This window comes from Psychrobacillus psychrotolerans (assembly GCF_900115805.1).
Lineage (GTDB): Bacteria > Bacillota > Bacilli > Bacillales_A > Planococcaceae > Psychrobacillus > Psychrobacillus psychrotolerans.
Genome location: NZ_FOXU01000004.1, coordinates 43,496 through 67,670, shown reverse-complemented (window position 1 = coordinate 67,670; position 24,175 = coordinate 43,496). Strand labels below are relative to the sequence as shown.

At 35.3% G+C, this 24,175-nt stretch carries 23 protein-coding genes; 3 read left to right on the top strand and 20 right to left on the bottom strand.

Annotation, left to right across the window (positions count from 1 at the left end):
* Positions 1-10: 10 nt before the first annotated feature.
* The 8 genes from BM260_RS09615 to BM260_RS09580 form a co-directional block, all read right to left on the bottom strand.
* Positions 11-739, bottom strand: a complete 729-nt coding sequence (locus BM260_RS09615) for a GNAT family N-acetyltransferase (protein ID WP_093537139.1) — start codon at positions 737-739, stop codon at positions 11-13.
* A 28-nt stretch (positions 740-767) separates the two neighbouring features.
* The gene (locus BM260_RS09610) at positions 768-1,382 is read right to left on the bottom strand and encodes a sugar transferase (protein ID WP_093537138.1); all 615 of its coding nucleotides are present in this window, start codon (positions 1,380-1,382) and stop codon (positions 768-770) included.
* A 5-nt stretch (positions 1,383-1,387) separates the two neighbouring features.
* Positions 1,388-2,614: a DegT/DnrJ/EryC1/StrS family aminotransferase gene (locus BM260_RS09605; protein WP_093537137.1), complete on the bottom strand. Its 1,227-nt coding sequence runs from the start codon at positions 2,612-2,614 to the stop codon at positions 1,388-1,390.
* 75 nt (positions 2,615-2,689) lie between these two features.
* Positions 2,690-3,568 (bottom strand): UTP--glucose-1-phosphate uridylyltransferase GalU, encoded by an 879-nt coding sequence (galU, locus tag BM260_RS09600; protein ID WP_093537136.1) that lies wholly within the window; start codon positions 3,566-3,568, stop codon positions 2,690-2,692.
* A complete protein-coding gene (locus tag BM260_RS09595) occupies positions 3,568-5,427 on the bottom strand; it encodes a polysaccharide biosynthesis protein (RefSeq protein ID WP_093537135.1) in 1,860 nt (619 codons plus the stop codon). Before BM260_RS09595 ends, galU begins: the two co-directional genes overlap by 1 nt.
* Before the next feature lie 219 nt (positions 5,428-5,646).
* Positions 5,647-6,414, bottom strand: coding sequence for a tyrosine-protein phosphatase (locus BM260_RS09590; protein ID WP_093537134.1), 768 nt, complete (start codon positions 6,412-6,414; stop codon positions 5,647-5,649).
* 63 nt (positions 6,415-6,477) lie between these two features.
* Positions 6,478-7,188, bottom strand: coding sequence for a CpsD/CapB family tyrosine-protein kinase (locus BM260_RS09585; RefSeq protein WP_093537133.1), 711 nt, complete (start codon positions 7,186-7,188; stop codon positions 6,478-6,480).
* Between the two features lie 4 nt (positions 7,189-7,192).
* Positions 7,193-7,918, bottom strand: a complete 726-nt coding sequence (locus tag BM260_RS09580) for a YveK family protein (protein ID WP_093537132.1) — start codon at positions 7,916-7,918, stop codon at positions 7,193-7,195.
* A gap of 156 nt (positions 7,919-8,074) precedes the next feature.
* Here BM260_RS09580 and BM260_RS09575 point away from each other — a divergent pair, with 156 nt between their 5' ends.
* Entirely contained in the window at positions 8,075-8,899 is an 825-nt protein-coding gene (locus tag BM260_RS09575) for a hypothetical protein (protein WP_093537131.1), read from the top strand.
* 203 nt (positions 8,900-9,102) lie between these two features.
* Positions 9,103-10,179 carry a C40 family peptidase gene (locus BM260_RS09570; RefSeq protein ID WP_093537130.1) on the top strand — a complete coding sequence of 359 codons (1,077 nt, stop codon included), beginning with the start codon at positions 9,103-9,105 and terminating at the stop codon, positions 10,177-10,179.
* An 86-nt stretch (positions 10,180-10,265) separates the two neighbouring features.
* Here the strand turns inward: BM260_RS09570 and BM260_RS09565 are convergent, their stop codons facing one another.
* From BM260_RS09565 to BM260_RS09510, 12 genes are all read right to left on the bottom strand, one after another.
* Positions 10,266-11,030 carry a flagellar basal body-associated FliL family protein gene (locus tag BM260_RS09565; RefSeq protein WP_093537129.1) on the bottom strand — a complete coding sequence of 255 codons (765 nt, stop codon included), beginning with the start codon at positions 11,028-11,030 and terminating at the stop codon, positions 10,266-10,268.
* A 136-nt stretch (positions 11,031-11,166) separates the two neighbouring features.
* The gene (locus BM260_RS09560) at positions 11,167-12,315 is read right to left on the bottom strand and encodes a hypothetical protein (protein WP_093537128.1); all 1,149 of its coding nucleotides are present in this window, start codon (positions 12,313-12,315) and stop codon (positions 11,167-11,169) included.
* A gap of 271 nt (positions 12,316-12,586) precedes the next feature.
* Entirely contained in the window at positions 12,587-13,300 is a 714-nt protein-coding gene (locus tag BM260_RS09555) for an REP-associated tyrosine transposase (RefSeq protein WP_281249749.1), read from the bottom strand.
* A 144-nt stretch (positions 13,301-13,444) separates the two neighbouring features.
* Entirely contained in the window at positions 13,445-14,596 is a 1,152-nt protein-coding gene (locus BM260_RS09550) for a hypothetical protein (protein WP_093537126.1), read from the bottom strand.
* 142 nt (positions 14,597-14,738) lie between these two features.
* Positions 14,739-15,386: an isochorismatase family protein gene (locus BM260_RS09545; RefSeq protein ID WP_093537125.1), complete on the bottom strand. Its 648-nt coding sequence runs from the start codon at positions 15,384-15,386 to the stop codon at positions 14,739-14,741.
* 283 nt (positions 15,387-15,669) lie between these two features.
* Positions 15,670-15,801 carry a hydantoinase/oxoprolinase N-terminal domain-containing protein gene (locus BM260_RS09540; RefSeq protein ID WP_093537124.1) on the bottom strand — a complete coding sequence of 44 codons (132 nt, stop codon included), beginning with the start codon at positions 15,799-15,801 and terminating at the stop codon, positions 15,670-15,672.
* A gap of 98 nt (positions 15,802-15,899) precedes the next feature.
* Positions 15,900-16,787, bottom strand: coding sequence for a carbon-nitrogen hydrolase family protein (locus BM260_RS09535; RefSeq protein ID WP_281249748.1), 888 nt, complete (start codon positions 16,785-16,787; stop codon positions 15,900-15,902).
* A 7-nt stretch (positions 16,788-16,794) separates the two neighbouring features.
* Positions 16,795-17,805, bottom strand: coding sequence for a TRAP transporter substrate-binding protein (locus tag BM260_RS09530; RefSeq protein WP_175496253.1), 1,011 nt, complete (start codon positions 17,803-17,805; stop codon positions 16,795-16,797).
* Between the two features lie 11 nt (positions 17,806-17,816).
* Entirely contained in the window at positions 17,817-18,383 is a 567-nt protein-coding gene (locus BM260_RS09525) for a TRAP transporter small permease (RefSeq protein ID WP_093537121.1), read from the bottom strand.
* Between the two features lie 39 nt (positions 18,384-18,422).
* Positions 18,423-19,715, bottom strand: coding sequence for a TRAP transporter large permease (locus BM260_RS09520; RefSeq protein ID WP_093537120.1), 1,293 nt, complete (start codon positions 19,713-19,715; stop codon positions 18,423-18,425).
* A gap of 27 nt (positions 19,716-19,742) precedes the next feature.
* Complete coding sequence (locus BM260_RS09515; RefSeq protein WP_093537119.1) at positions 19,743-20,963, bottom strand: MFS transporter; 1,221 nt, start codon at positions 20,961-20,963, stop codon at positions 19,743-19,745.
* Between the two features lie 282 nt (positions 20,964-21,245).
* Positions 21,246-23,150, bottom strand: a complete 1,905-nt coding sequence (locus tag BM260_RS09510; RefSeq protein ID WP_139219912.1) for a sigma 54-interacting transcriptional regulator — start codon at positions 23,148-23,150, stop codon at positions 21,246-21,248.
* A gap of 156 nt (positions 23,151-23,306) precedes the next feature.
* Here BM260_RS09510 and BM260_RS09505 point away from each other — a divergent pair, with 156 nt between their 5' ends.
* On the top strand, positions 23,307-24,152 hold the full coding sequence (locus BM260_RS09505) for a carbon-nitrogen hydrolase family protein (protein WP_093537117.1): 846 nt from the start codon (positions 23,307-23,309) through the stop codon (positions 24,150-24,152).
* The last annotated feature ends 23 nt before the right edge of the window (positions 24,153-24,175 follow it).

Here is a 24,175-nt window from a genome sequence, read left to right as displayed (position 1 = left end):
CAATACCCGATTACAAATTCCACAAATGAAATACTTGATGACATCCTACTTGTTTACATCCAACTTTTTGATAAAAGTTAATAGCTCCCATGTTCTTCACCTGGGTTCCAACTCTAATCTCATTATAACCACGTTGATTTGCTTCATATTCTACTGCTTTGAACAAACTTGTACCAAGACCACCACTCGTGACATCTCTTGACACAGCTATAAGCTCAATGACACATGCATCATCCGAATAAGAAAATAATAGAAAACCATTTATCTTTCCATTTTCATCTTTTGATAAAACAAAAAATTTATCAGAGTTGTCGAATGAATTAATAAGCCACTGACGATAAACTTTGTCTCCACCACGTTTTGCCAATTCATGATCCTCTAGAAACTTAGAATTCTGAAAATCAGCTAATTCAATGACTTGATTTGTTCTTTCTAGCGCTCGATGAATAGTAGTATTAGAAGGCATCTCATAAATATTATCTATTTTCTTCTTAAATTGAATATTAACATCTGCTAAGAATGCTGAAGTATTCTTCCCTATTATTTGTGCATTAATAGGATCTGAATTATTATTCACAATAGAAACAAACTCATAATCATTGAATCTAGTTTTCAATTCTTCCCATTCTTTTAATGAAAGTGGTTTTTTCAAAATAGCTTTAGCGCTTGAAACACCAAAAAATTCTGTATCCCATTTTAATTCATAGAAATTAAATGCATCATCTACATATTTGCGCATAAGATATTCCACCCTCTAGATTATAGATTTACTTACTATTTAGCTTCTTAATATCATCTGTTACAAATACATCTTCACGCTTTAAAACTGATTTGGCAGTTTTAAAAAATATTTTAATATCTAGCCACCATGATAAATGATCAATATAATAAATATCATTTTTAATTCTTTCTTTCCAAGGTACTGTGTTTCTAAAATATGCTTGGTTATACCCAGTCACACCAGGTCTAACTTCAAGTTTTCGTTCTTCATCGCCTTCATACATTTTAATATGCTCTGGTAAATCTGGTCTTGGTCCAATGATACTCATATCACCTTTAATAATATTTAGTAGTTGCGGCGTTTCGTCTAAACTTGTCTTACGAATGAACTTACCAATCTGAATTAATCTAGGATCGTCTTCAGAATTAAAGGTTGATCCATCCTCATTTCTTAAATCAGGTGCATTTAATTTCATAGAACGAAATTTATACATTTTAAAAACTTCACCATTTTCACCTAACCTTGGAGCATTATAGAATATTGAACCCTTGTCTTGAAAATAAATGATTGGCCCAATAATTAATAAAATAATGAACCAAAAAGGTAATGCTATTAATGCTATTATTAGATCTATAGCTCTTTTTAATAACTTTTTATACATACTTTTCACCCTTGCTTAACTTCTTTAATTACGCTCTTAAATTCTTCAATAACATACTCAATATCTTCAACTGTTAACAAAGTATGGAGTGGTAGCGTAACTTCATTTTGATACATGGCTAAGGCGTTTGGATAATTATTAATTTTAAACCCTAAATTCTTATAAGCAGTAAACATAGGCAATGGCTTATAGTGAACATTACAAGCAATCCCAGCCTCTGCCATCTTTATAATTATTTCATTTCTCTCTTGTTCCGTAATTCCAGGTATCCTCGCTAAATAAAGATGACCTGAAGAAGCAAAGTCCTCGCTATAATGTTGCAAACTCTGAATACCTAGTGGCAATAGTGCATTATCGTACATCTCAATAATCTCTTTACGTCTTTTTATGAGACCTTCATATCTGTTTAATTGGACTAATCCAAATCCAGCCATAATATCCGTCATATTACACTTGTAAGCGGGATAGACAATGTCATATTCCCATGCGCCTATTTGTGTTTTTGCCAGTGCATCTTTAGACTGTCCATGAAGACTATATAGCATATATTGTTTATAAAGCCATTCATCATCTAATCCAATGCCATTACTCCAAACAACGGCACCACCCTCAGCAGTTGTAAGATTCTTTACCGCATGGAAAGAAAAGCAAGTAAAATCTGCAACTTGTCCACATTTCAATCCATTTCTTTCCGCTCCAAAAGCATGAGCAGCATCCGTCATTACAATAACTCTTTTAAATAAAGATTGAAGTTCATTATTAGCTGTAAACAATTCCTTTTTACTCTCAACTATTTCGTAAATAGTATCGTAATCACACATCTTTCCTCCTATATCAACAGGAATGATAGCTTTTGTCTTATCTGTAATTGCATCCGCAAGTTTGGAATAATCCATTTCAAAAGAATCTGGTGCAGTATCTACTAGCACAATCTTTGCTCCAATATGATCGATAACGGATGCAGAAGCAGTATACGTATAAGCTGAGGTAATGACCTCATCTCCTGGTCCTATTCCTAAAATACGAAGAGTAAGTTCCATAGCAGCCGTTGCTGAGTTTAAACAAACAGCCTTATTTACTCCTACATATTCAGCTATTCTTTTTTCAAACTCTTTTGTTCTTGGTCCAGTGGTAATCCAACCAGACTTCATCGCTTTTACAACCTCTTCAATCTCTGCATCAGTAATGTCAGGAGGAGAGAAAGGTATATTTTTCACTTTAGTATTAGCCATTTTTCATACTCCTCGCTTTGTTCAAGTCTTGTTAGTTTAAGTTTATGTAGAATGAAATTTATTGCTTTTTAAAATTTATTTAACTCTCTCTTGTTCAAGAAGTTTTTCAAGATATATAAGTAAATCCGTTCTTAGTTCCCCGCGTTGCAATGCCATCTCAACAGTAGTCTGTATAAACCCTAACTTTTCCCCAACATCATACCGCTTACCCTCAAAATCATAAGCATACACGGTCTGCAACTCATTCAAATACTGAATAGCATCCGTCAACTGAATCTCTCCACCTGCTCCTTGTTCCTGTCTATCCAAGAAACTGAAAATCTCAGGAGTTAATATGTACCGACCCATAATTGCCAAATTCGATGGTGCAGTCCCAGCAGCTGGTTTTTCAACAAAGTTACGAACTTCATAAGTACGACCAACTTGAGCTAAAGGATCTATAATACCGTAACGGTGCGTTTGATGATCTTCTACTTGTTGCACTCCTATAACGGACGTTTGTTTTTTATCAAATACATTCATCAGTTGTTTTAAACCTGGTGTTTCCGCTTGGACTATATCGTCTCCTAGTAATACGGCAAACGGTTCGTCCCCTATAAACTTGCGTGCACACCATACAGCATGTCCGAGGCCTTTGGGTTCTTTTTGACGAATATAGTGAATTTCAATGTTTGCGGATTTGCGAACATCTGCTAGGACATCCATCTTGCCTTTGTCCTCGAGTAATTGCTCCAGTTCAAACGAGTTATCGAAATGATCTTCAATCGATCTTTTCCCTCTGCCTGTTACGATAATAATATCTTCAATCCCGGATTCAATTGCTTCTTCCACAATATATTGAATGGTTGGTTTGTCGACAATAGGAAGCATTTCTTTCGGCATCGCTTTCGTTGCAGGTAGGAAACGCGTTCCAAGTCCAGCTGCTGGAATAATGGCTTTTCTTACTTTTTGCATCATATAGCCCCCTGTTGTGTTGCACTTGCCTCTTTCATCGAAACCAATGACTCCATATTCTTCCGATTAGCAAGTCCTATTAATAGTTCCTTCATTTCCTTAATTGAAACCTCTGGTAGCTTCTCAATTACATATTCCAACTCCAACTGACTAATGGGAGTTGCTGCTCCTATATGAATCTTCGGAAATACATATTTGCTCTGAATTTCATTTTCATCTAGCAGTTCTTCAAATAGTTTCTCTCCAGGTCGAATACCTGAATAGTTAATCCCTATCTCATCTTCCCTATAACCTGAAAGTTTTATAAGATTCTTAGCTAAGTCAACAATTTTCACTGGTTCACCCATGTCGAGCACGAAAATTTCTCCGCCACTTGCGAGTGTTCCTGCTTGTATAACTAGTCTAGATGCTTCGGGGATCGTCATGAAATAACGTGTCATTTCTGGATCGGTCACCGTTATCGGTCCACCTGCTGCAATTTGCTTTTTAAATAGTGGTACTACACTTCCTCTGGAACCTAATACATTTCCAAAACGTACAGCGGCAAATTTCGTCTTACTACCTTTTGCGAGATTTTGAACAATCATTTCCGCAAAACGTTTCGTAGCACCCATTATATTCGGAGGGTTCACCGCTTTATCTGTAGAAATCATGACAAAATGACCTACGCCAAACGTATCTGCTGCTTCTGCTACGTTTTTCGTCCCGAATATATTGTTTTTGACCGCTTCCCTTGGATTGTACTCCATTAACGGGACATGCTTATGTGCTGCCGCATGGTATATCACATCTGGTTTATACTCTGCCACAATATCAAAGATGCGATTACGATCCTGCACATCTGCAATCAGTGGAATTATTTTCGTGTTTGGTGCAACCTTCTGACGCAATTCCATGTCTATTGTATATATAGAGTTCTCCCCGTGACCTAGCAAGATAATTTGTGCCGGATTGAATTTGATCACTTGTCGACAAATTTCTGAACCGATAGAACCGCCAGCTCCCGTTACTAATATCTTTTTACCTGTCAGTTTAGAAGAGATCGCATTTATATCTAGTTCTACTTCGTCTCGTCCAAGTAAATCTTCTATTCTTACATCTCTTATCTCATTGACCGATACTTTACCAGTTAGTAAATCTTCTATGAGCGGCATTGTCTGTGTACGTATACCCGTATCTAAACACTTTTGCATTAGAACTGCCCGAGTAGACTTGTCCATAGATGGAATAGCTATAATAATATGTTCTATATCTAAGTCTAGCACTGCTTCTTCTATAATATCTGTTCCTCCAAGAACACGTATATTAAAGATTTCTAAGCCTTTTTTGTTAGACCCATCATCTAGAAATGCTACTGGTGCTAGTGGTGTATCTGCATTTCTTAGTAACTGCCTTGCGATCATCGTACCCGCAGAGCCTGCTCCTATAATAAGTGTCCGTTTACGATTTTTTGTTGGTTCATCTTGAGAAATAAACGTATCCCGAAAAACTCTCCATGATAATCTCGATCCGCCTATTAATAATATATGTAGCATCCACGTAATCGACAATGCGCGGAGTAGTACATGCCCACCAACAAGGTATTGCACAACTGCTACCGTTAGAATGGATAGCGTAACTGCTTTATATATGGACATAAGCTCTCGAATAGATGCATATTCCCATACTTTTCTATAAAGCCCGTAATACATAGCAAATACATGATGTGCGACAAAAATGGCAAGAGAACTTGCGAAAAGGAATATTTCTGTAAATGGATTATCTAAGGGGTAGAGTAAGTAGTAACCTATGAATATAGAAAATAGTACAATACAAGAATCGACAAAAATTAACATAGACATTCTTCTTTTCAGTGACATGTATTCAACCTCCCGTTCTTTATACATTTATGTATGAAAGTTTCCAACTTATTATAGCATCTAGGAAATTGTTCGGTTAAAAATTTTTTTCCATTTAAGTTAAAAATACCAATCAAACGTGACTTTTGAACTAATTAGATAAAACATGTATTTATTTTCTATTTATGGTATTCTAGCGCATACCACGAATATATTAAAACCTAACAACTAACAATACCCTCACGAAAATAAATTCCACCATTTGGGTTTTTCTAGTACTTTCGGCTCTAAAATTAACACTTCATTATTTTCAACGATTCTTGCATTATTTTCAAGGAATATGTCGACTGCATCTAAGCGCTTATGCCTTTCTAAGTAGGTTAGACCCGCATCAAACAGAAACGGTCTTGTTTTCGCATTGTGTACATCTGATCCATATGTGTGCACTAAATTTGAATCTATTAACATTAATGAAAGTTTTTGAATAGACTTCCCAAAGTGACCTGCTATGCTACCGGCTGTTATTTGAGAAATAGCTCCATGATTAATGAGTTTCAACAGTCTTTCCGGTTTTTCTGCAATTGCTCTATTTCTTTCTGGATGAGCAATGATTGGTACTTTATCTAAACTTAAAATGCCTTGAATGATTTGCACCGTATAAGCAGGTATATTCGATGACGGTAGCTCTATTAAAACGTATTTGGAGTCGGCAAGGGATAATGCTTCACCAGTGCGCAACATATCTATTGTCGAGTCTTGTATCCTTATTTCTTGACCTTGATGTAACTTCACGTTGATATTATGGTCTTTTATTTCCTGTCGTAAAAGTGCTAGTTGCTCTATTATTGTTTCCTTTGGTACATGATATTGCGGGTTGTACGCGTGGGATGTCGCTATAATATCGGTTATCCCTTCTTTCTCTGCTTGCTGGATAAGTGCTATAGATTCTGCCATTGTTTTCGGTCCGTCGTCTACACCTGGTAAAATATGCGCATGTATATCAATCATAATATTTAGTAATCCTTCCTAGTCCTAGTTTAAAAAAAAGAATAAATAGGCATAAGTACCTATTTATTCTACGTTCCCATAATATTGATAGTAATAATGGTCCTTACTAAGCTCGAAGTTGTTTAGGACCACCCCTATGATGTTGGCATTCGATGAAACAAGCGCTTCTTTTGCTTTTAAAATTTCTGTCTTTTCTGTTTCTCCTGCACTCATGACTAAAATGGTTCCATCTGCTTTGTTGGAAAGTATTTGAGCATCTGCAACCGATAAGACGGGCGGTGCATCAAAGATGATAACATCATACTTTTCTTTCATCTCGTCAATCATCCGGTCCATGGTTTGCGACCCAACTAATTCAGCAGGGTTTGGAGGGATGGGACCACATGTAATGATTTGAAGATTTTCTATTTCAGTATCTTTCACTACTTCTTCTAATGTTGCTTGACGTGTTAATAGATTAGATAATCCAATTGTATTTGTCACATGATACGTATAGTGCACAGTTGGCTTCCTCATATCCGCATCTACTAATAGAACGCGTTTGCCTTCCTGTGCAAATACTACAGCCGCATTTGCAGCGATAGTAGACTTTCCTTCCCCTGGTGAAGAAGATGTAAATAGGAACGTTTTTATCTCTTTATCAGGCATGGAAAAGTTAATGTTCGTGCGGAGTGTTCGAAATTGCTCGGTCACAATCGATTTCGAATTCGCGCTCGTTACAAGTTTACGAGCGACTGTTTGAATAATACGTTTTCTGTTTTTCTTCTTTGCCATATTATTACCTCTTTCTGCGCTGTGTCACTTGAACTTTAGAATCCATTATATCTTTATCGGAAATAGGACTGATTAAGCCAAGTATAGGCAAGTTTAGAAGTTCTTCCACATCTTGCTCATTTTTTACCGTTGTATCTAGGTATTCTAGAAGGAAGGCTACTCCTACTCCTAGCATTAACCCGATAACAGCAGCAATTGCCATATTCAATATCGGATCTGGTTTCACTGGTGCAGGATTTTCTGCTAAAATCGCAGGTGTTAAAATACTCACATTATCCACTTTCATCAGTTTAACAATTTCCGTTTGAAAAACATTTGCCGTGGTGTTCGCTATATCTACAGCGACACTTGGATTAGGGTCTTGTACGGAAATACTTACTACTTGTGAATCTTGTTCATTATTCACAGTTATTTGACTATTCAAAGCGGTTGGAGTCGTATCTAGGTCTAGTTGTTCAATTACTTTAGATAGGATTGCGGGACTTTTAATAATGACATTATATGTATTGATCAATTGTAGATTTGTTTGTATGTCTTGTGAGTTAAATGCAGTTACATCTGCTTTTTCTTGGTTAACTAGAATTTGTGTAGAAGATTGGTAAATGGGTGTTAATAATAGAAAGCTTATAAGTCCACTTACAGTTACTGCGATAATCGTTAGTAAAATGATTAACGTGATTCTTTTTTTTAACGTTTTAAATAAATCTTGGAGGCTAATTGTCTCTTCCATTCAGTTAATAACTCCTTTTGCTCGTTCTCTACTATTTTGTCATAGTATATCACATATTGTCATTTCAAGTATAATTCTATATTATACTATCATATAGAGGTATAATATGACTATTATATTTGCAAGATTATCTAATGGGTTTAGGGAGGATTATTTATGAGATACGGTCGTGTTATTGTACCAATCGTTTTTCTTGGATGTATAGTTGTACTTATTACCAGTTATTCCATCTGGAAATCAAAAATTGAAATGGTAAAAGGTGAAACAAATAATAGTCAAACAGAACAACGTACTCTAATAGAAGAAGATAAGGAAAAGACTGAATTAGAATCTCCCAAAGTAGCTCCAACTATAAGTCGAGAAACGATTGAACAAGCTATAGTAAATGCAGATGAGCCTGTTCAGGAGATAGTTCTTAATCGATTCGATGCTGGAGAACAAGTTCAAATGCTCATCGTAGGATCTACTGCGATGGATGATGGATCTCCAGGATATGCTAAGCTCCTCACCGATGAATTAGCCAATACATACGGTAGTTTTTTGGAAACAAGTGTTGCTTCTTTTGACGGAACTTCTAAGAATTTCATCGAAGAGAAGATGGATGAAATCGACTGGACGAAAGCATATGATTTAGTTCTTTATGAACCTTTTACTTTAAATAATAATGGAAAAGTGAAGATAGAAGATGAGCATAAGCATATACAAGTTTTAGAAGAGAAAATGTTAGCAGAAGTCTCAGATGCTGTACTTGTGCTGCAACCATCTTATCCCATTTATGAAGCGGCCTTTTACTTAGTTCAAATAGAAGCTTTAGAAAAGTATGCAAAAGGAAAAGCATATCCATTTATTAACCATTGGAGCTCTTGGCCAAGCACTTCGGATGAAAACTTGACTACCTTCCTAACAGAAGATAATAGTCCGAATGAGGAAGGCGCTAAATTGTGGGCCTCCTCGCTCATTAATTACTTTACTGCAAAATGACTACAACATATTATCCCTTCGATTAGGTTTTTGAAACCTAATCGAAGGTTTTTTTTGTCTATTATGTGATTCGTTTAGAATGTTACTTTTCGACAAGAGATTTCGTAATACAAATGTAATATGAAACTCATTGTTTAATAACCTTTAGTTAGATAGAATTAGCAATAGAATTGTTGCTATATGCAACTAAAAAGGAGATTACCATGAAAAAACTCACATTTTCTGTACTTGCTGTAAGTTCTTTATCTATTGCTATTGGCGCTGCCGATGCTGAAGCAAGTTCTTATAAAGTTAAATCAGGGGACTCCCTCTGGAAAATAGCTTCAAATCACAATATTTCTCTTTCCAATCTTAAACAATGGAATAATTTAAATACCGATACAATTTTCCCTAATCAGGTATTAGTAATAGACGCTATAAAACCGGTCAAACAAGTTAAAAGTTCTTCAAGTACTGCTCCAGGCACTCCTACTGTTACCGGAACATATAAAGTTAAATCCGGAGATACATTGTCCAAAATAGCTAAAGAGTATGGAACAACTGTCACTAAATTGCAGTCATTAAATGGAATTACTAGTCATCTAATTTATGTTGGGCAATCATTGAAGATTAATAGTTCATCCACAGCTACTGTACCATTGCAATCACAACCTACTAAAGTTGAAACCCATCCATTGGTTTCCAACGCATCTGGTAGTTATACAGTCGTAGCTGGAGATACATTATCTGGCATTGCTCACAAAAAAGGAATTACCGTGACGCAATTAGAGTCTTGGAATGGTTTAACGTCTAGTTTCATACGTGTTGGACAATTACTTAAAATTGAAAATCGTGTGACTATACCAGAAAAAGTGGTATCTGGTGTTACTAATACTACTCCCGTATCTGCAACTGGTGTAAATGCAAAAAAAATTAATCAGTTAATCAGTTTAGCAACTTCCCTAACAAATACTCCATATGTATGGGGTGGTGCTTCACCAAATGGCTTTGATTGCAGTGGATTCGTTCACTATGTTTATAACAATACTTTAGGATTAAACCTTCCAAGAACAAATACACAAGGTTTAGATGCACGCTCTTATGATGTCTCAAATCCTCAAGTTGGTGATTTAGTGTTCTTTTCCAATACATACATAAGTGGAATTTCGCATGTTGGTATTTATTTAGGAAATGACTCTTTCATACATGCTGGTGGAGACCATGTTCAGGTTTCTAGTCTAAAAAGTGGTTATTGGAAAGATCATTTCGATAGTTATAAGCGTTTTTATGCAATGGACTAATACTTATAGTTCGTGAAAATTCACTTTATTATAATATAATATCCCCTCGTTTAGGCTTTTAAAACCTAATCGAGGGGATATTTTTGTTACCTATTAAGTGCTTTGCTTAGTATGCTATCTCTTCTAGCTTTTTTTGTTGCCTCGTATTCATCTCGGAAGCTTTGGGCATATGATTTATCGTAGCCATTTGCAGCAAGATCTTTTTCTACTGCTCCTATAACTGCGTTAAATATTGTATCCGTATTGGCTTCCAAGCCATTTGCAGCTGACATGTATTTGTTATAGAAGTATCCAAAATCGACACCTTCTCCATTTGCTTTATTGGTGCTGTATTCGGACATGGCACGTCCGATTAAGGCATTAATCTTGGAGTCGGCTTGTGCTTCTAGCCCCTCGAATGATGGACGGTATTTGTCTTTGATGGATGCTACTGTTGTTGGTGCGTTCGTGTTGTTATTTCCAGCGTTACTGCCAGTGTTCTTGTTATTTCCAGATGAAGTGTTGTTGGATGATGAATTGTTTGTGTTGCCTGACGAACCAGTTGATTGGTCGGATGTTTGTCCGTTTGAACTGTTTGTAGAGCCGTTTGTTGTTCCACCATTAGAGTTTGTGTTTGCTGATGAAGTTGTGATTTTATTACCTTCTGTTGTTTCTTCTATGATTTCACCATTCTCGTCTATTAGAATAGTACTTCCATCAGGTAGCTCCACTTTGTATGGTTCTGAAACAATCTCTGTTACTTCTTCATCTGCAACATCGTATTCTTTGAATTTGAACATATATAGTAGATAACCGCCACCCACAAGTATGACCACTAATGCTACGATTAAAAAGATTTTAAATTTCTTCATGTCTATCCCCTTTAAATTAAATATTAGTTTTAGTTTAGCATGAAGTTATGTAGATGAGTAGCGAAAATTGTCAGAGAATGCAGAAAACCCCTTTTCCTATTATGTAGGAAAAGGGGTTTTCTATGAGAATTAAAGATTATTTAAATGTAACACTGAAGTTAACATTTAATGCAGAGCCATTGTTCACCGTTACTGGTATATTAAGAGTTTTGCCTTTCATATCAGCAAGTGTAACTACACCTTTTGGTTTAAGAGACTCCACGTACGCTGCCGCTTCAAGTGAAAGTGGAGCATGTCCATTAACTGCCGTTACGCCTAGTTCTCTTACAAATTGAGTGTAGAATCCTTGTCCTAAATAACTAACGTAATCTGCTTCAGTCGCATCTGTTTTAACAATTGTAACTGTTACTGAGTTGGTGCCAGTTACAGCAGCAGTTGCTACTGAACCTTGCGTAGTATTAAGTATTTTTACAAATTCGGAAACTTTTCCGTTAAGGATTTGTTGTTGTGCTGAATCTGGAGTTTCTCCAAGAGCTGTCTTTACTTTAGCAACTTCATCTAATAATGCAGTGATAAATTTGTTGTTTGCTGCACTTGGAAGACGTGTTAATAACGCTTCTACTTCCGCGTATTCAGCTTTTGCTTCTGTCATTTTACCCGCTGTGATGAAGTCTTTGATTTCTAGTAAGCTCATGTAGATCGTTACAGGAACCATTAACTCGTCGCGTTTAGCATCAGCTGGCTTTTTGTAACTTTGTAATAATAGATCACGTGCTTCTTTACCAGAGAAACGGTATAAAATAGCCGTTCTACCTTTTAATTGATAAGATAATTTGTGATATTCTTTCTCCACTGTTGCGAAGTCATTTCTGTCTTGCGCTACTTGAATATTCTTCATAATTGGCGCTAAATACTTTATCGCATAGTTATATGCATCAATGTACGGAACCAATCCACCAGAAACTTTTTGGTTGTAAACTGCATCTAACTCTTTTAATTTTGCTTGCTTCTGTGACGAAGTAAGTTTAGATGATACTACTGATTTTCTAACAGATTGATAGTTATTCTTCAGCGTGTTTAAAGCTGGGTACAACTCGTTGCTTGTAGCTAACTTACCATCTAAAGATGCATTCACATAGTGAGTCGTCGCTTTGCTAAGTTGTGATTTCACCGTGTTGACCGACTGATCAAGCGATGATGCCCCCATTGCTACTGGTGAGAACGATAGTACTGTTGACGCTAATAATGCTGCTACCGTCGTTTGTTTCAAAAGATTTTTTTTCATACTTTTCCTCCTCTTATATATTTGGTATTTTGTTGAGAAATTACCAATATTTCAACAACTTAATAATACTATCTATGCTTGACTAATTCAACTCTAACTTCGACATGGTAATACAATTTTACCTATAGATTGCGTAATTTTTGGGAAAAAGTGTTTTTAGATGTCCCTGTGTAGGAAACTATTCTGACATTTTCAATCAATCAAGTACTCAAGAATCCAGTATTTTTTTATGCGATTCAGCATACCGTGTGTTTTGGTTTACTATTATTTTTTAGTTTTCCGTTAATTTTTTAGAGTTTTTAAGAATTGTATGGTGCACAGGGACCATATTGCAAAAGTTACAGTAAGCTTGGTTAGTTTTTTCGTACGGATTTGGGAGGAATTCTTTTAAAATTTGGGTTTTAAGAAATCTGGGGGATTTTTTGCTTTCTTCAAAGTAATAGGGATAGGAGCTATATGGATACCATTCGATACGCTGTACAATGGGTTCCTTTGTATCAATGGGGTTTCGGTGGATGTATTTACTAACCGCTAGTAATCCAGGATATGATTTAACTTCTTTTGCAAAGTAGCGGCGTTGATAGATTCTGCCTACATGATTATATCTTTTAGAATAGGAGGCTGTGTATCTTCGGTTTATGAGTGCCATGATTTTGCTAAGCGATGTACTCTCTGTTTTTATGAGTATATGATAGTGGTTTGTCATAAAACAGTAGGCTAAAAGATGAAATGGATATCGATCGTGGGCATGTTGGAAGATTCGCATGAGTTCCTCCATGTCGCGGTGGCTTCCGAAAATAGGCTGCCGATTATTACCTCTCATGGTGACGTGGTAATAGGATTCTGGATTTAAGTTTCTTCTTCGTGTCACTTGAATACCTCTCTTTGTTTGTATTGGTGTAGTTTTTGGGGGATAAGTTTTTGTTTGACTTTTGGGGTAGGAGTGGGAGATGGAGTTAAAAGAAATGTAGATATCTACAATCATAGTTTAGTAAATGATGATAGGATTGTCTATAGTTTTCTGAATATTTCATTGCACAGGGACATAAAAAAATACCCTCTTCAGCGAAAAGCCAGAGAGAGTAAGAGTATAGTTAGGTGTCAGAATTGTTTGCTACACAGGGACGTTTTAGAATTTCAGCGTGAAGTTCACAGTGAAATCTGGTGTGTTATTCACGGTAATAGGAAAAGTGAATGATTTTCCTTTTAGGACAGCTAGTGTTTTAGCGTCAGCTGGGAATGTTGCTTTCAAGTCTTTTAAGGCTGCTACGGATAACGGGGCGTTCCCGTTTATTTTTACGATTCCTAAGCTCTCTATTAAATAAGTGTAAAAGTCTTGACCGATGAAATCGATAATACTAATATCTTCTGTCACTGTTATTTCAAGTGTGTTCGAAACGGTAGATGCTAATGTTATTTTGGAATCTTTGCTAGCATTGACGGTCTTCACTAATGTTGCAACTTTTGCATCTAATGCTTCCTGTGTTGTTATTGGTGCAGGGTTAAGATTGGGGTTGCCATTTACTAGTGCTTCTATTTTTTTCAGTTCTTGCTGTAAAGCAGTATAGAAAGGGTTAGTAGAATCTTTCGGTAAACTTGCAGCTAGTAGTTTAAGTTGTTCATATGCTTTTAATGCTTCTGGCAGTTTACCGGATGTAACTAGTCCTTGCAGTTCTGCTAATTTCATATAAACAGTTACTGGAAGTTTTAACTCATCACGGACCTGATCGGCCGGTTTTTTGTATTGTGCTAATAATAGATCCCGTGCAGCCTTTCCAGAGAAACGGTATAAAATTGCTGTTCTTTCTCTTAGTTGGGCAGACAGGTCATGGTAGCCTTTTTCTACTGCTGCGAAATCATTTTGTTGCTCCGCCTTCGTTAAGTCACTCATAATAGGTTCTATATATTTAGAAGCATAGTTATAAGCGTCAATATATGGAACTAATCCTTTTGTGATTTTCTCATTGTATAGTGCATCGATTTCTTTTAGTTTGCTGTTTTTTTCTTTAGTAGAAAGCTTTGAGTTTGCGATGGTTTTTTTTGTGGACTCAAAGTTTTTCTTTACACTGTTTAAAGTTGGATACAATGAATTGCTTGGAGCTAAGTTTCCGGCAATTGCAGGGTTAACATATTGTTTAGCTGCTGCATTTAATTCTACCTTTAAGGCATGAACCGACTGATCTACCGTGTTTGTTTTTGCAAATGCACTCGGCGAAGCCACCAAAATAGCACTTGTTAGTAAGGCTGCAGCTGTTGTAGTCTTCATAAAGCTTTTCTTCATAATCTTCCCCTTAATATTCGTTTATTTTACTTGAAATTTCATAATTACGGTTGTTTTTAATGTGCCTCCTAGAGAATCCATTATGGCACACATACAATCCAAAAAGCACCACCCCTTCCGGATGACGCCATGCATATTAAAACTATTGTTTTAACAGTTTTTCGGTTAGATGGTTAAAAATCTCTTTATTTGATAATACATCTCCATACCGATTGTTTATATCAAATAAATTTGCCCGATGTGGTGCCAACCCTTGATCTCCTACACACTCCTCTGCAATAATGGTACGAAATCCATAAGAAAAAGAATCTACAGCTGTTGCTCTAATACATCCGCTAGTGGTGCACCCAGTAATAATAACTGTATCAACTCCTTGACTAATTAGAATGTTTATTAAATCCGTGTTAAAAAAAGCTGAAGGCATCTTTTTGGTTAAAACAATATCTTTCTCTAGAACCTCTAATTCTTCATCAATCTCCACCCACTTGGAACCTAATTTTACAGTTGAAAGTGTCTTGACTTTTAAAGGCCATAAACCCATATCTTGCTGGTCTTCCCGATAACCCACAACAGTAAATATTATTGGGATATCGACTTCTCTAGCAATCGATAACAGGTCTTTTGTTTTTTTCACAGCGGCTGTGATTAATGGACTCCCACCAAGAGGTGACTCTGAATAGGTAAATGCCTTTTGAAAATCCACAACAAGAATAGCAGCCTTTTTACCAAAACCGACGTTACCTTGTCCATAACCAGCTTTCTGATAAGCATCAAATTGTTCTGTAGACATTTCATCTTCCCACTTTCTGTCTTTATTTTAAGGTTATTCTTAACAAAAGGGAGACCACCATAATAGCGGTCTCAATGAGTATATTCCTTTGTTGGAATGACATGTATGAAGTTACATGTTCAAGCTTTCACATTTTCTTTTCTCTTATTCTTTCTTAGTTCAATTGTAGCTACTAGGTATAACTGTCGTTTATCATCAATAACTACACCGTAGATATCCCTAGCTGACTCCATGCTTATAAACTCGTCAAGGACGTCTTCTACAACCTTTTCAGGAACTCTGTCTAAAGGATTACCATACCCCCCGATGGATCCTTCGGAGTCGAAGGAACTTTATGAACTATAGTTTCTTTACTTTGTGTATTAACTAACATTAAGTCTGTAAATGTACCTCCTACATCAACACCAATTTTCATCTAAATTGACCCATTTAACATTTGTCCTCAAAAGTTTATACAAACTATTGAGGACATTTTTTTACTTGTTGATAAGAACTATTTTTTTGAAATTTAAATTATTGATATAAGTATTTTTTGTAAACTTCTGGTTTTCTTTCTAACTTCCAATCAATTAGATTCTTGCTTTCTTCTACAGTAGAAATTGAAATTGCTTGCGCTATTGAAGACCAAGGTACGTCACCTGCTAACTCAAGGATTTCTCCTTTAGGGTTGATGATGTTACTACAACCAAAGTTAGCACGTTTCGGTGTATTTTCAGGATAAACTTCATTACCAGCCTTGTTAACCGCTAACACAAACACATTATTTTCCATTGCCCGAATCTGTAATTCCTTTACGTATAAATCATACCTAAATCCAAAAGTAGCCGTAGGTACAACTACAATCTGTGCTCCTTGTACTGATAAACATTTCCACGCTTCTGGGAAAGAGCGATCAAAGCAAATCAAACAACCAATTTTCACTCCATTATCGAGTGTAAAAATAGGAAATTCTGTTCCTCCACCACCAAATTGCTCAAAATAATATTTTTCATTTGTAATCAAGCTAGGATGATCTATTGTCGGTAAATGAACCTTTCTATATGTTCCTAGTAGCCCTCTACTTGGGGAACAGACAAATGAGCTATTGTAATAGTTAAAGCCACCTTGTTTTGTTTCCTCTTTCTCAAACAGTGTCCCTATAATATGAACATTATATTTTCGGGATAATTCAACCGTTTTTGTAACTACCTCACCATTAATAGTTTGTGCAAAATTAAATTCCTCATCATTTTTTACAACAGCAAGATACGGAATATGCATTAGTTCTGAGAGAGCTATCAAATAAGGGTTTTTCTCTTTTACAAGCATAGAAATACTCTCCTCAAAATTTTTCCAAAACATATTTTCGCTTTCGTAAGGACCTACTTGAACACCAGCTATTAAAATCTCCAAATTAGTCACCCGCCACTTATTGATTAATTAGTTTCATAAATTCCTTATATGCTTCTGGTTGTCGTTTTTCAAATTTCGCGTATACTTTTTCCATCTCTTTTTCCCATGCTTTCACATCTTCGTCAGTTGCATAGTTAATTGTGCCATAATCCGCTACAACTTCATTAATATACTTTTCATCTAGTTGTTTCGTTTCCTTCCATTGTTCTACTATGATTTCATCAGCTGCTTCTGTAATAATTTCTTTTAAATCTGATGGTAATTCGTTGAACCATGCCGCATCCGTAGCCATAGAGTAAGTGAAAATTTGCATATCAGGAACGACATAACCATATTTAGCTGCTGAACCTACAACATCCTTCCATCCATCGGGTGAAGTATTTACACCATCGATTGCTCCCTGAGATAAAGATGTGGCCAATTCTGTAGATGGCATAGATATTGCAGTCGACCCTACTGATTCCAACATATCAGATGCAACATGACCTGAAACCGTTCTAATCTTCATATTTTTAAAATCTTTAATGCTTTTTAATTCCACATCTTTTGCTAAGAAAATGGATTCAGCAGTACGTAATAAACCTAAAACTTTAACTCCTTTTTCTTCTACATAGCCATTTAAATTAGTCGTTAACTGATTTCTAAATTCTTCGTTTGCCATTCTTTCGTCTGTTACACCAAATGGCAAACCAGCTATTCCATAACTTTCTGATAACGACTCAAAGTGAGAGCTTACCGGCCATACCATTTGGACAGCACCTGTTCCTAATGCTTCTACTGCTTCTCCATCTTTGAATAGAGTTGCTGCTGGATAAATTTTAACTTCTAAGCGACCTTCACTCTTCTCTTCTACAATCTCTTTAAATTTCTCCATATATTTATGTTTATGGAAACTTTCTGGTAGTTCATGTGTCATAACAATCTCATGTGTTCCTTTAGAATCTGATTTTGCACTACTATTACAAGCACTTAATAATCCGATCAATAAACCTATTATAATTATCTTCCATACACTTTTTATTCTCATATTCATCCTCCTTAATTACTACTTTGCAGTTCTCTTTTTTTGCTCTTTGACTCGATTGGTATATTGTTTTCCTTTTGTAGCTCTTCACTAACGGCTTGCACTTTTGAATCGTTTGTAAGTGTTTTTTTCATTTCCTTTACATAAAATAATCCTAAAAACGTCATTCCTATAGGTATCACTAGAAATACAATCCCCATTGGTAATCTTAGAGACGAGTGAGAGGTTATACCTGTAGCCATTAAATGTTGAACATAACTAATACCAACATATACAAGAAATGCTGAGTAGATCAAACCGATAAGTGAATTAAAAATGGAAGTTAATTTTAATGTTTTTTTACTGAATTTTGATGTGAATAAATCGACTACAATATGCACATTTTTTTGTCCCCCTTTTCCAAGTGTTAAGAAAATAGCCCAAATTAAGGAGAATATTACTAATTCCTCTGAGAAGTTGAAAGATTTATGGAAAAACTGGCGGCTTATACCTTCCACTAGCATCCAACAGCATGAAACTATGAATAATGTAACGGCAATTGGAACAATCACTTTATTTTCTATCGCATCAAAAATTTTCATTCTGTCACCTCCAAGTTTTATAAAAAGCTCCCCACATCATCAATTAAGTAATACAAGTGAGATTTGAGGGAAGTATGTTACTAAAATTAAGGATACAAATAGAACAATGTAGTATGGACCTACACCTTTAGCCACGTCTTGAATCGAAATATTTGTCAAACCACTCATTACAAATAGATTTAGACCTACAGGTGGAGTTAAAGTTGCAATTTCAATATTCATTGTCATTATTACGGCAAAGTGAATTGGATCAATACCTAGCCCAGTTGCAATGGGGAATAAAATAGGCGCTACTAATGCAATTACCGTAACTCCATCTAAAAATAGTCCAATGATAAGTAACAAGATGTTCACTATTATTAAAAACTGCCAGCCTGTTAATCCCCAATCTCCTACTACAGTTACAATTTGAGCAGTCAAACCAAGAACTTTTAACATGTATGCGGTTAAACCGCCTCCAATTAAGATTAAATAAATCATTCCCGTCTGATATAATGCGTCCCGACTAATCCCCCATAACTCTTTTGCTTTGATTGACTTATAGATAATAACCGATAAAAATGCTGCATAAATAACTGCAACTGCGGACACCTCAGTAGGTGTAAAGAAGCCTAGGTAAATCCCACCTAATATTAAAAACGGTAAAAACAAAACACCGGAGGCTGAGCCAATTGATTTTAGTGCTGATGCTCTGCTTCGAACTGTTTCACGCGTTGCTTTTATAGCAGCAGGCATCTCCCACCCTTTTCTTCGACAAATCCACCAAGTCATCATAAGTAACATGACTGCCTGCATCACTCCTGGTACTATTCCAGCCGTGAATAAATCAATAACAGGAATACCAATCATACTTCCTATAAGTATGAAACTTAAACTTGGTGGAATTAGAAGACCTAAAGTACCACCAGTTGCTACAAGACCAGCCACAAATTTTTTCGGATAACCTTTTTCACTCATAATTTGAACTAAGTTTTTTCCTACTGCTGCTGCTGATGCTACAGATGAGCCAGATACAGCTGCGAAAAAAACACTCACTAGCATGGCTCCCATTGCTGTACCGCCTTGAATCTTATGTGTGACAATATCAGTCAACTCCAGAATTTTTTTAGCTAGTCCTCCTTTCATAATTAAGTCCCCTGCTAAAATAAAGAATGGAATTGCAGCAAGTGCATAGCTATTACCTGAGTTAAATGTTTGTTGTGCTACAACATTTAGGCTTGTTCCTTGGAATATAACAAGAATAGTAAGTGCACTCACTCCCAGTGCTACACCAATATGTAGACCTGTAATTAGTAACAAGAACAACACAGCAACAAAAATTAAAACTTCCATTCTATCCCTCCATTTAATGATTCATTTTTATATTTCTTCGGTAACGATATTTATCTTAATTGGTTTTATGAATAAGCTGAGTCCTACGGTTAAAATAACACCTGCACATATACCCCACATAAATGTGTAGTTCTGTTGTAAATCTATTATTTTTCCGGAAAGTGGGGTCCCTATAATTGCCCCAAGATACACTACTGATAAACCAACACCACTTGCTAATCCAATGTATTGTTTTGGTGCTACTTCTGAAATCATTACTACAAAAATCCCATTCCATCCTTGTGTTGTTACTCCTAACAAAAAAACCAAAATGTATACTCCTATTAAAGAAAAATGAACTGGAAGTGCTATCATTATTAATAATAAACAACCTGATAATAAACCTATTATGCCTATTATTTTGCTGCGGTCTCGACCCATCCATTTATCATTTATCCACCCCCAGAGAGCACGACCTAATACTCCGCCTACCTGAAGAAATACCAGACTTGCTGTTGCTAACGCAAAACTGATTAACTTATCTTGGATGAAATATACAACTAAGTAAGTCATGACACTCAACTGAACCCATATGAAGAAGAAGATAATGCAAATTGTATGAATTAAAGCTTTGTTTTTAAGTATTATTATAAGATCTTTTAAAACCGTACTTTTTGATTTAGAATCTATTATCTCAGGCTCAATAGTCTTATAGTAAATAACTACTAATAGTAGTGTTATTAACGCAAGAACTACCATACTAGCCCTCCAATTATAATGGTAAGCAATGAAGGGTAATGAAATAGTACCTAATGCACTACCAAGTGGAACCCCCATTTGTTTAAATCCCATAATGGTTCCACGATTTAATACCGAGAAGTGGGTCATTATGTGCTTATTCGTTCCAGGTGTAATAGACCCATAACATACTCCTACAAGTAATAACAAAATTAATAACAACCAGAAATTATTTACCACTGCAAAAGAACTGAGTACTACAACTAAGCAACAAGTAAAAATTAATAGAACTTTTCTTGAGCCTAACCTATCCACTAGAATTCCTGATGGAATTGCTATAAGGGAGGACCCAACAAAAATAGAGGAGGTCATCCATCCAATTTCCGTCTTGTTTAACTTGAAATCACGTTCAATCATTGGAATTAAAGGAATATAGCCATAGTAGGACATGGCGGTAATTGTTTGGATTAATAACATCCAGACTAAATGCTTGTTAAAGATGATTGAACGATTTGGAGTTTCAATCTCCACTGTAAACCTCCTTCCCTAATTCCTAAATTTATGGACTTATTTAATTTATAGCAATATCCATGCCAAACCTTTTATTCTTTCAAATAGAGTAATAACCAAAACAATCATAATATTTTTAATTTTGAGATTTAATTTCGTTTCATTTTTTTCAATTTTGAAACAATATGAAACAAAGGTTGTAATTTTTGCAACAACCAACATAAATAAAAAAACAACCATCTTTCACCTTTATTATGGTGAAAAATGGTTGTTTTTTTATTTAAAAGTAACAGGTTAAATCTATTAAATAATTTTACTGATATTATATTGCTTCATCTTACGCCAGAGTGTGGTCCTAGAAATACCTAATTGTTCCGCAGTAGTATGTTTGTTTCCTTGATTTTGGATTAGAGCATTTAAAATTTTATTTTTTTCGTACTCCTCTATATTTGGGTTTTCTTCTAAATCTATTGTAATCGGTGGAGATTTAATTGATTCGTTATTTTCATTCAAATTCGTAGATGTGAACTCTCCTAAAACATCATAGAATATTTTTAATATATATGTCTCATCATCTGCAATTGAGTTTAAAGCACAAAAACGCTGAGCAAAGTTTTCAAGCTCCCGAATATTCCCATACCACTGATACGTATTAAGAGAATTCTTAACACTTTCTATTAAAAAGTCCACTTTTGTTTTGTCTAAACCATACTTAATCAGTAGATGGCGCAATATAATCGGAATATCGTCTTGGCGTTTACGAAGTGAAGGCACTTGGATTTGTAGCACATTAATACGATAGTACAAATCTTCGCGGAATAAATTTTCTTTAATGAGTTCTTTTAAATCTCTGTTTGTAGCGGTTATAACACGTACATCAAGAGGAATAATTTTGTTTCCTCCTAGACGAATTACTTCTTTTTCTTGCACAACACGTAGTAGTTTAGCTTGGATTTCAATTGGCATTTCTCCAATTTCGTCTAAAAATATAGTGCCTTTTTGTGCCAATTCAAAATATCCAGGTTTCCCTCCCTTTTTTGCACCTGTGAAGGCACCTTCCTCATAGCCAAATAGTTCACTTTCTAGTATATGCTGAGGAATTGCTGAACAATTAACAGGTAAGAAAGGTTTTAAACGACGACCACTGTACTTATGTATACTGTGAGCAATTAGCTCTTTACCTGTCCCAGATTCTCCAATTATGAGTAGTGGAGCATCAGAAACAGCATATTGTTTTGTTTTTAAAATGACTTTTTTCATTTCACTTGAGTTATGAATAATATTGGTAAATTCATATTTTGATGCAAAATCTGTTGGAGAAGTTTTACTAACTTGTCTTATAGTTTCTTTTGAAATAACAGCGACGTAGGATTTCGCTGTAGCACTACTGGAAATGGGTTCAATAATTATTTTATAATTTGGATGTTCGATTTCCAATGGTAAGTCTGTTGATTGAATATCTATTTTCAAAAATTTTGATAACGATTCACCAATCAATTCGTGCTTATGTCTTAGTTTAAATAACTTTACTGCAGGGGTATTTAAACTAGTAATTAGAAATTTTTGGTCTAGTAATAGTATTGGGTTCTCTACATTTAGTAATATTGCCTCTTTTACCATAGCATAATTCGTCATTTTATTTTTCATAGAAGCAAATTGGTAGGCTTTGATTATTTCAGTTTTTAAAGAATCCTTTGAGTAGATAAAGACATTATGGATTCCATTTTTTTCAGCTATTTCACACACAGAGCTTGTTCCAACAATAACATTGAAACCTTTTTTCTTATGTTGAATCATTAATTCTTCCGCTTCATTTAAAGAGGAAAAATTTAAAATTTCGATTTCAATACCTAACATTTCACTATATTTATGTAACTCAAATTCAGTACGTGGGAAATACATAACCATCACTTTATTCCCATGTTGCTTAGCTTTTACTAAACCCTTCACTAGATCAGCTTCAGTAAAATGAAGAGGGTAAATTGGTAAAATAGATGACAATTCCGAGTAGTTTTCATTAATCATTTCTAAGTGAGCACCACTAGTAATCAGTAAATCATATTTTGCTAGCATATTATAGTCAATTTTTTCAATCTCACCAAATCGAATCTCAAGTATATCTATACTTAAAGGTAAATGGATCAATTCTAGAACTTCATAATACAGATGTGAAAAGTTATGATGTGTTACGACTAAAATTTTCGCCAAACCTATCACCCTACTTCCCCTTTGAATTTTTTCTTTAAAAACTTAAACTACTTCTTCCTAATTTACCATATATTCTCCCGAAAAAAATAATTATTCTGAATATTTTAGTATTTGGTACACTTTTTGCGAGTAATTTAGGAAGAAAGGAGGAAAAAAATGAAGCTAATTGTTGCAGCGTTACAAAATAGCGTTTATAAAGGAAGCTATGAAAAGAATCTTTCTTTGATAACTTTGAAAACTGAGTCCTTAGTTCTTCACCATAAGCCATATCTAATTGCCTATTCCGAATTAATGAATGTACCAACCCGACCTAGTAATCATAATGCGAGTTACTTTGATTATGCTGAAACTATGCATGGTGAAACTGTTAAGCGTACATTACAATTGGCCGTCACGCTAGACATACACATTATAGGTACCTTGTTAGAAAGATGCACTGAAAATGGGGAGATAACCTTCTACAATACTGCTTTTGTATGCTCTCCAACTCAAGGAATAGTCGGAAAGTACAGAAAAATAAGAGTTGATGAAAATACGCCTAGTCCAAGATCTAATCATAAAAAAATTCAACTCGAACATTACACAGCTGGAGAAGAAGTTTCCGTTTTCTCTCTCGATAATGGGATTAAAATAGGTATATTAATAAGTTTAGATTCTACTCTTTCTGAGGCATGGTGCTGCTTAGCAGATCAAGGGGCACAGGTAATAGTAATTCCAAATGCTGCTTTTGGTAAGTATGAAGCATCACATTTAGAAGAAATCATAAGTCGAGCAGTAGAACACAACGTATATGTTATTGTTATTAACAAAACCGGGAATGAACCCGTGGAAGATCAAGTAGTTAGTTACTTTGGACATAGTTGCATTATTACCCCATCTGGTAAGATACTTAAAATGGTAAATAATGAAGAATGGGCTGAACTAGTAGGTACTATGGATCTGTCAAAACCTCCTCTGTATAAAGAGATTACCAATATCTCCACTTCAAAAAGAAAGCTATGAAATAATTCATGGCTTTCTTTTAT

Coding starts and splice junctions, on each gene's coding strand:
- BM260_RS09520 (WP_093537120.1), bottom strand. CDS start 19,715: ATGGAAGTTTTAATTTTTGTTGCTGTGTTGTTCTTGTTACTAATTACA.
- BM260_RS09595 (WP_093537135.1), bottom strand. CDS start 5,427: ATGTCACTGAAAAGAAGAATGTCTATGTTAATTTTTGTCGATTCTTGT.
- BM260_RS09580 (WP_093537132.1), bottom strand. CDS start 7,918: ATGGAAGAGACAATTAGCCTCCAAGATTTATTTAAAACGTTAAAAAAA.
- BM260_RS09610 (WP_093537138.1), bottom strand. CDS start 1,382: ATGTATAAAAAGTTATTAAAAAGAGCTATAGATCTAATAATAGCATTA.
- BM260_RS09545 (WP_093537125.1), bottom strand. CDS start 15,386: ATGTCTACAGAACAATTTGATGCTTATCAGAAAGCTGGTTATGGACAA.
- BM260_RS09570 (WP_093537130.1), top strand. CDS start 9,103: ATGAAAAAACTCACATTTTCTGTACTTGCTGTAAGTTCTTTATCTATT.
- BM260_RS09530 (WP_175496253.1), bottom strand. CDS start 17,805: ATGAGAATAAAAAGTGTATGGAAGATAATTATAATAGGTTTATTGATC.
- BM260_RS09605 (WP_093537137.1), bottom strand. CDS start 2,614: ATGGCTAATACTAAAGTGAAAAATATACCTTTCTCTCCTCCTGACATT.
- BM260_RS09555 (WP_281249749.1), bottom strand. CDS start 13,300: ATGATTGTAGATATCTACATTTCTTTTAACTCCATCTCCCACTCCTAC.
- BM260_RS09590 (WP_093537134.1), bottom strand. CDS start 6,414: ATGATTGATATACATGCGCATATTTTACCAGGTGTAGACGACGGACCG.
- BM260_RS09615 (WP_093537139.1), bottom strand. CDS start 739: ATGCGCAAATATGTAGATGATGCATTTAATTTCTATGAATTAAAATGG.
- BM260_RS09550 (WP_093537126.1), bottom strand. CDS start 14,596: ATGAAGAAAAGCTTTATGAAGACTACAACAGCTGCAGCCTTACTAACA.
- galU (WP_093537136.1), bottom strand. CDS start 3,568: ATGCAAAAAGTAAGAAAAGCCATTATTCCAGCAGCTGGACTTGGAACG.
- BM260_RS09505 (WP_093537117.1), top strand. CDS start 23,307: ATGAAGCTAATTGTTGCAGCGTTACAAAATAGCGTTTATAAAGGAAGC.
- BM260_RS09575 (WP_093537131.1), top strand. CDS start 8,075: ATGAGATACGGTCGTGTTATTGTACCAATCGTTTTTCTTGGATGTATA.
- BM260_RS09585 (WP_093537133.1), bottom strand. CDS start 7,188: ATGGCAAAGAAGAAAAACAGAAAACGTATTATTCAAACAGTCGCTCGT.
- BM260_RS09540 (WP_093537124.1), bottom strand. CDS start 15,801: ATGAAAATTGGTGTTGATGTAGGAGGTACATTTACAGACTTAATGTTA.
- BM260_RS09560 (WP_093537128.1), bottom strand. CDS start 12,315: ATGAAAAAAAATCTTTTGAAACAAACGACGGTAGCAGCATTATTAGCG.
- BM260_RS09525 (WP_093537121.1), bottom strand. CDS start 18,383: ATGAAAATTTTTGATGCGATAGAAAATAAAGTGATTGTTCCAATTGCC.
- BM260_RS09565 (WP_093537129.1), bottom strand. CDS start 11,030: ATGAAGAAATTTAAAATCTTTTTAATCGTAGCATTAGTGGTCATACTT.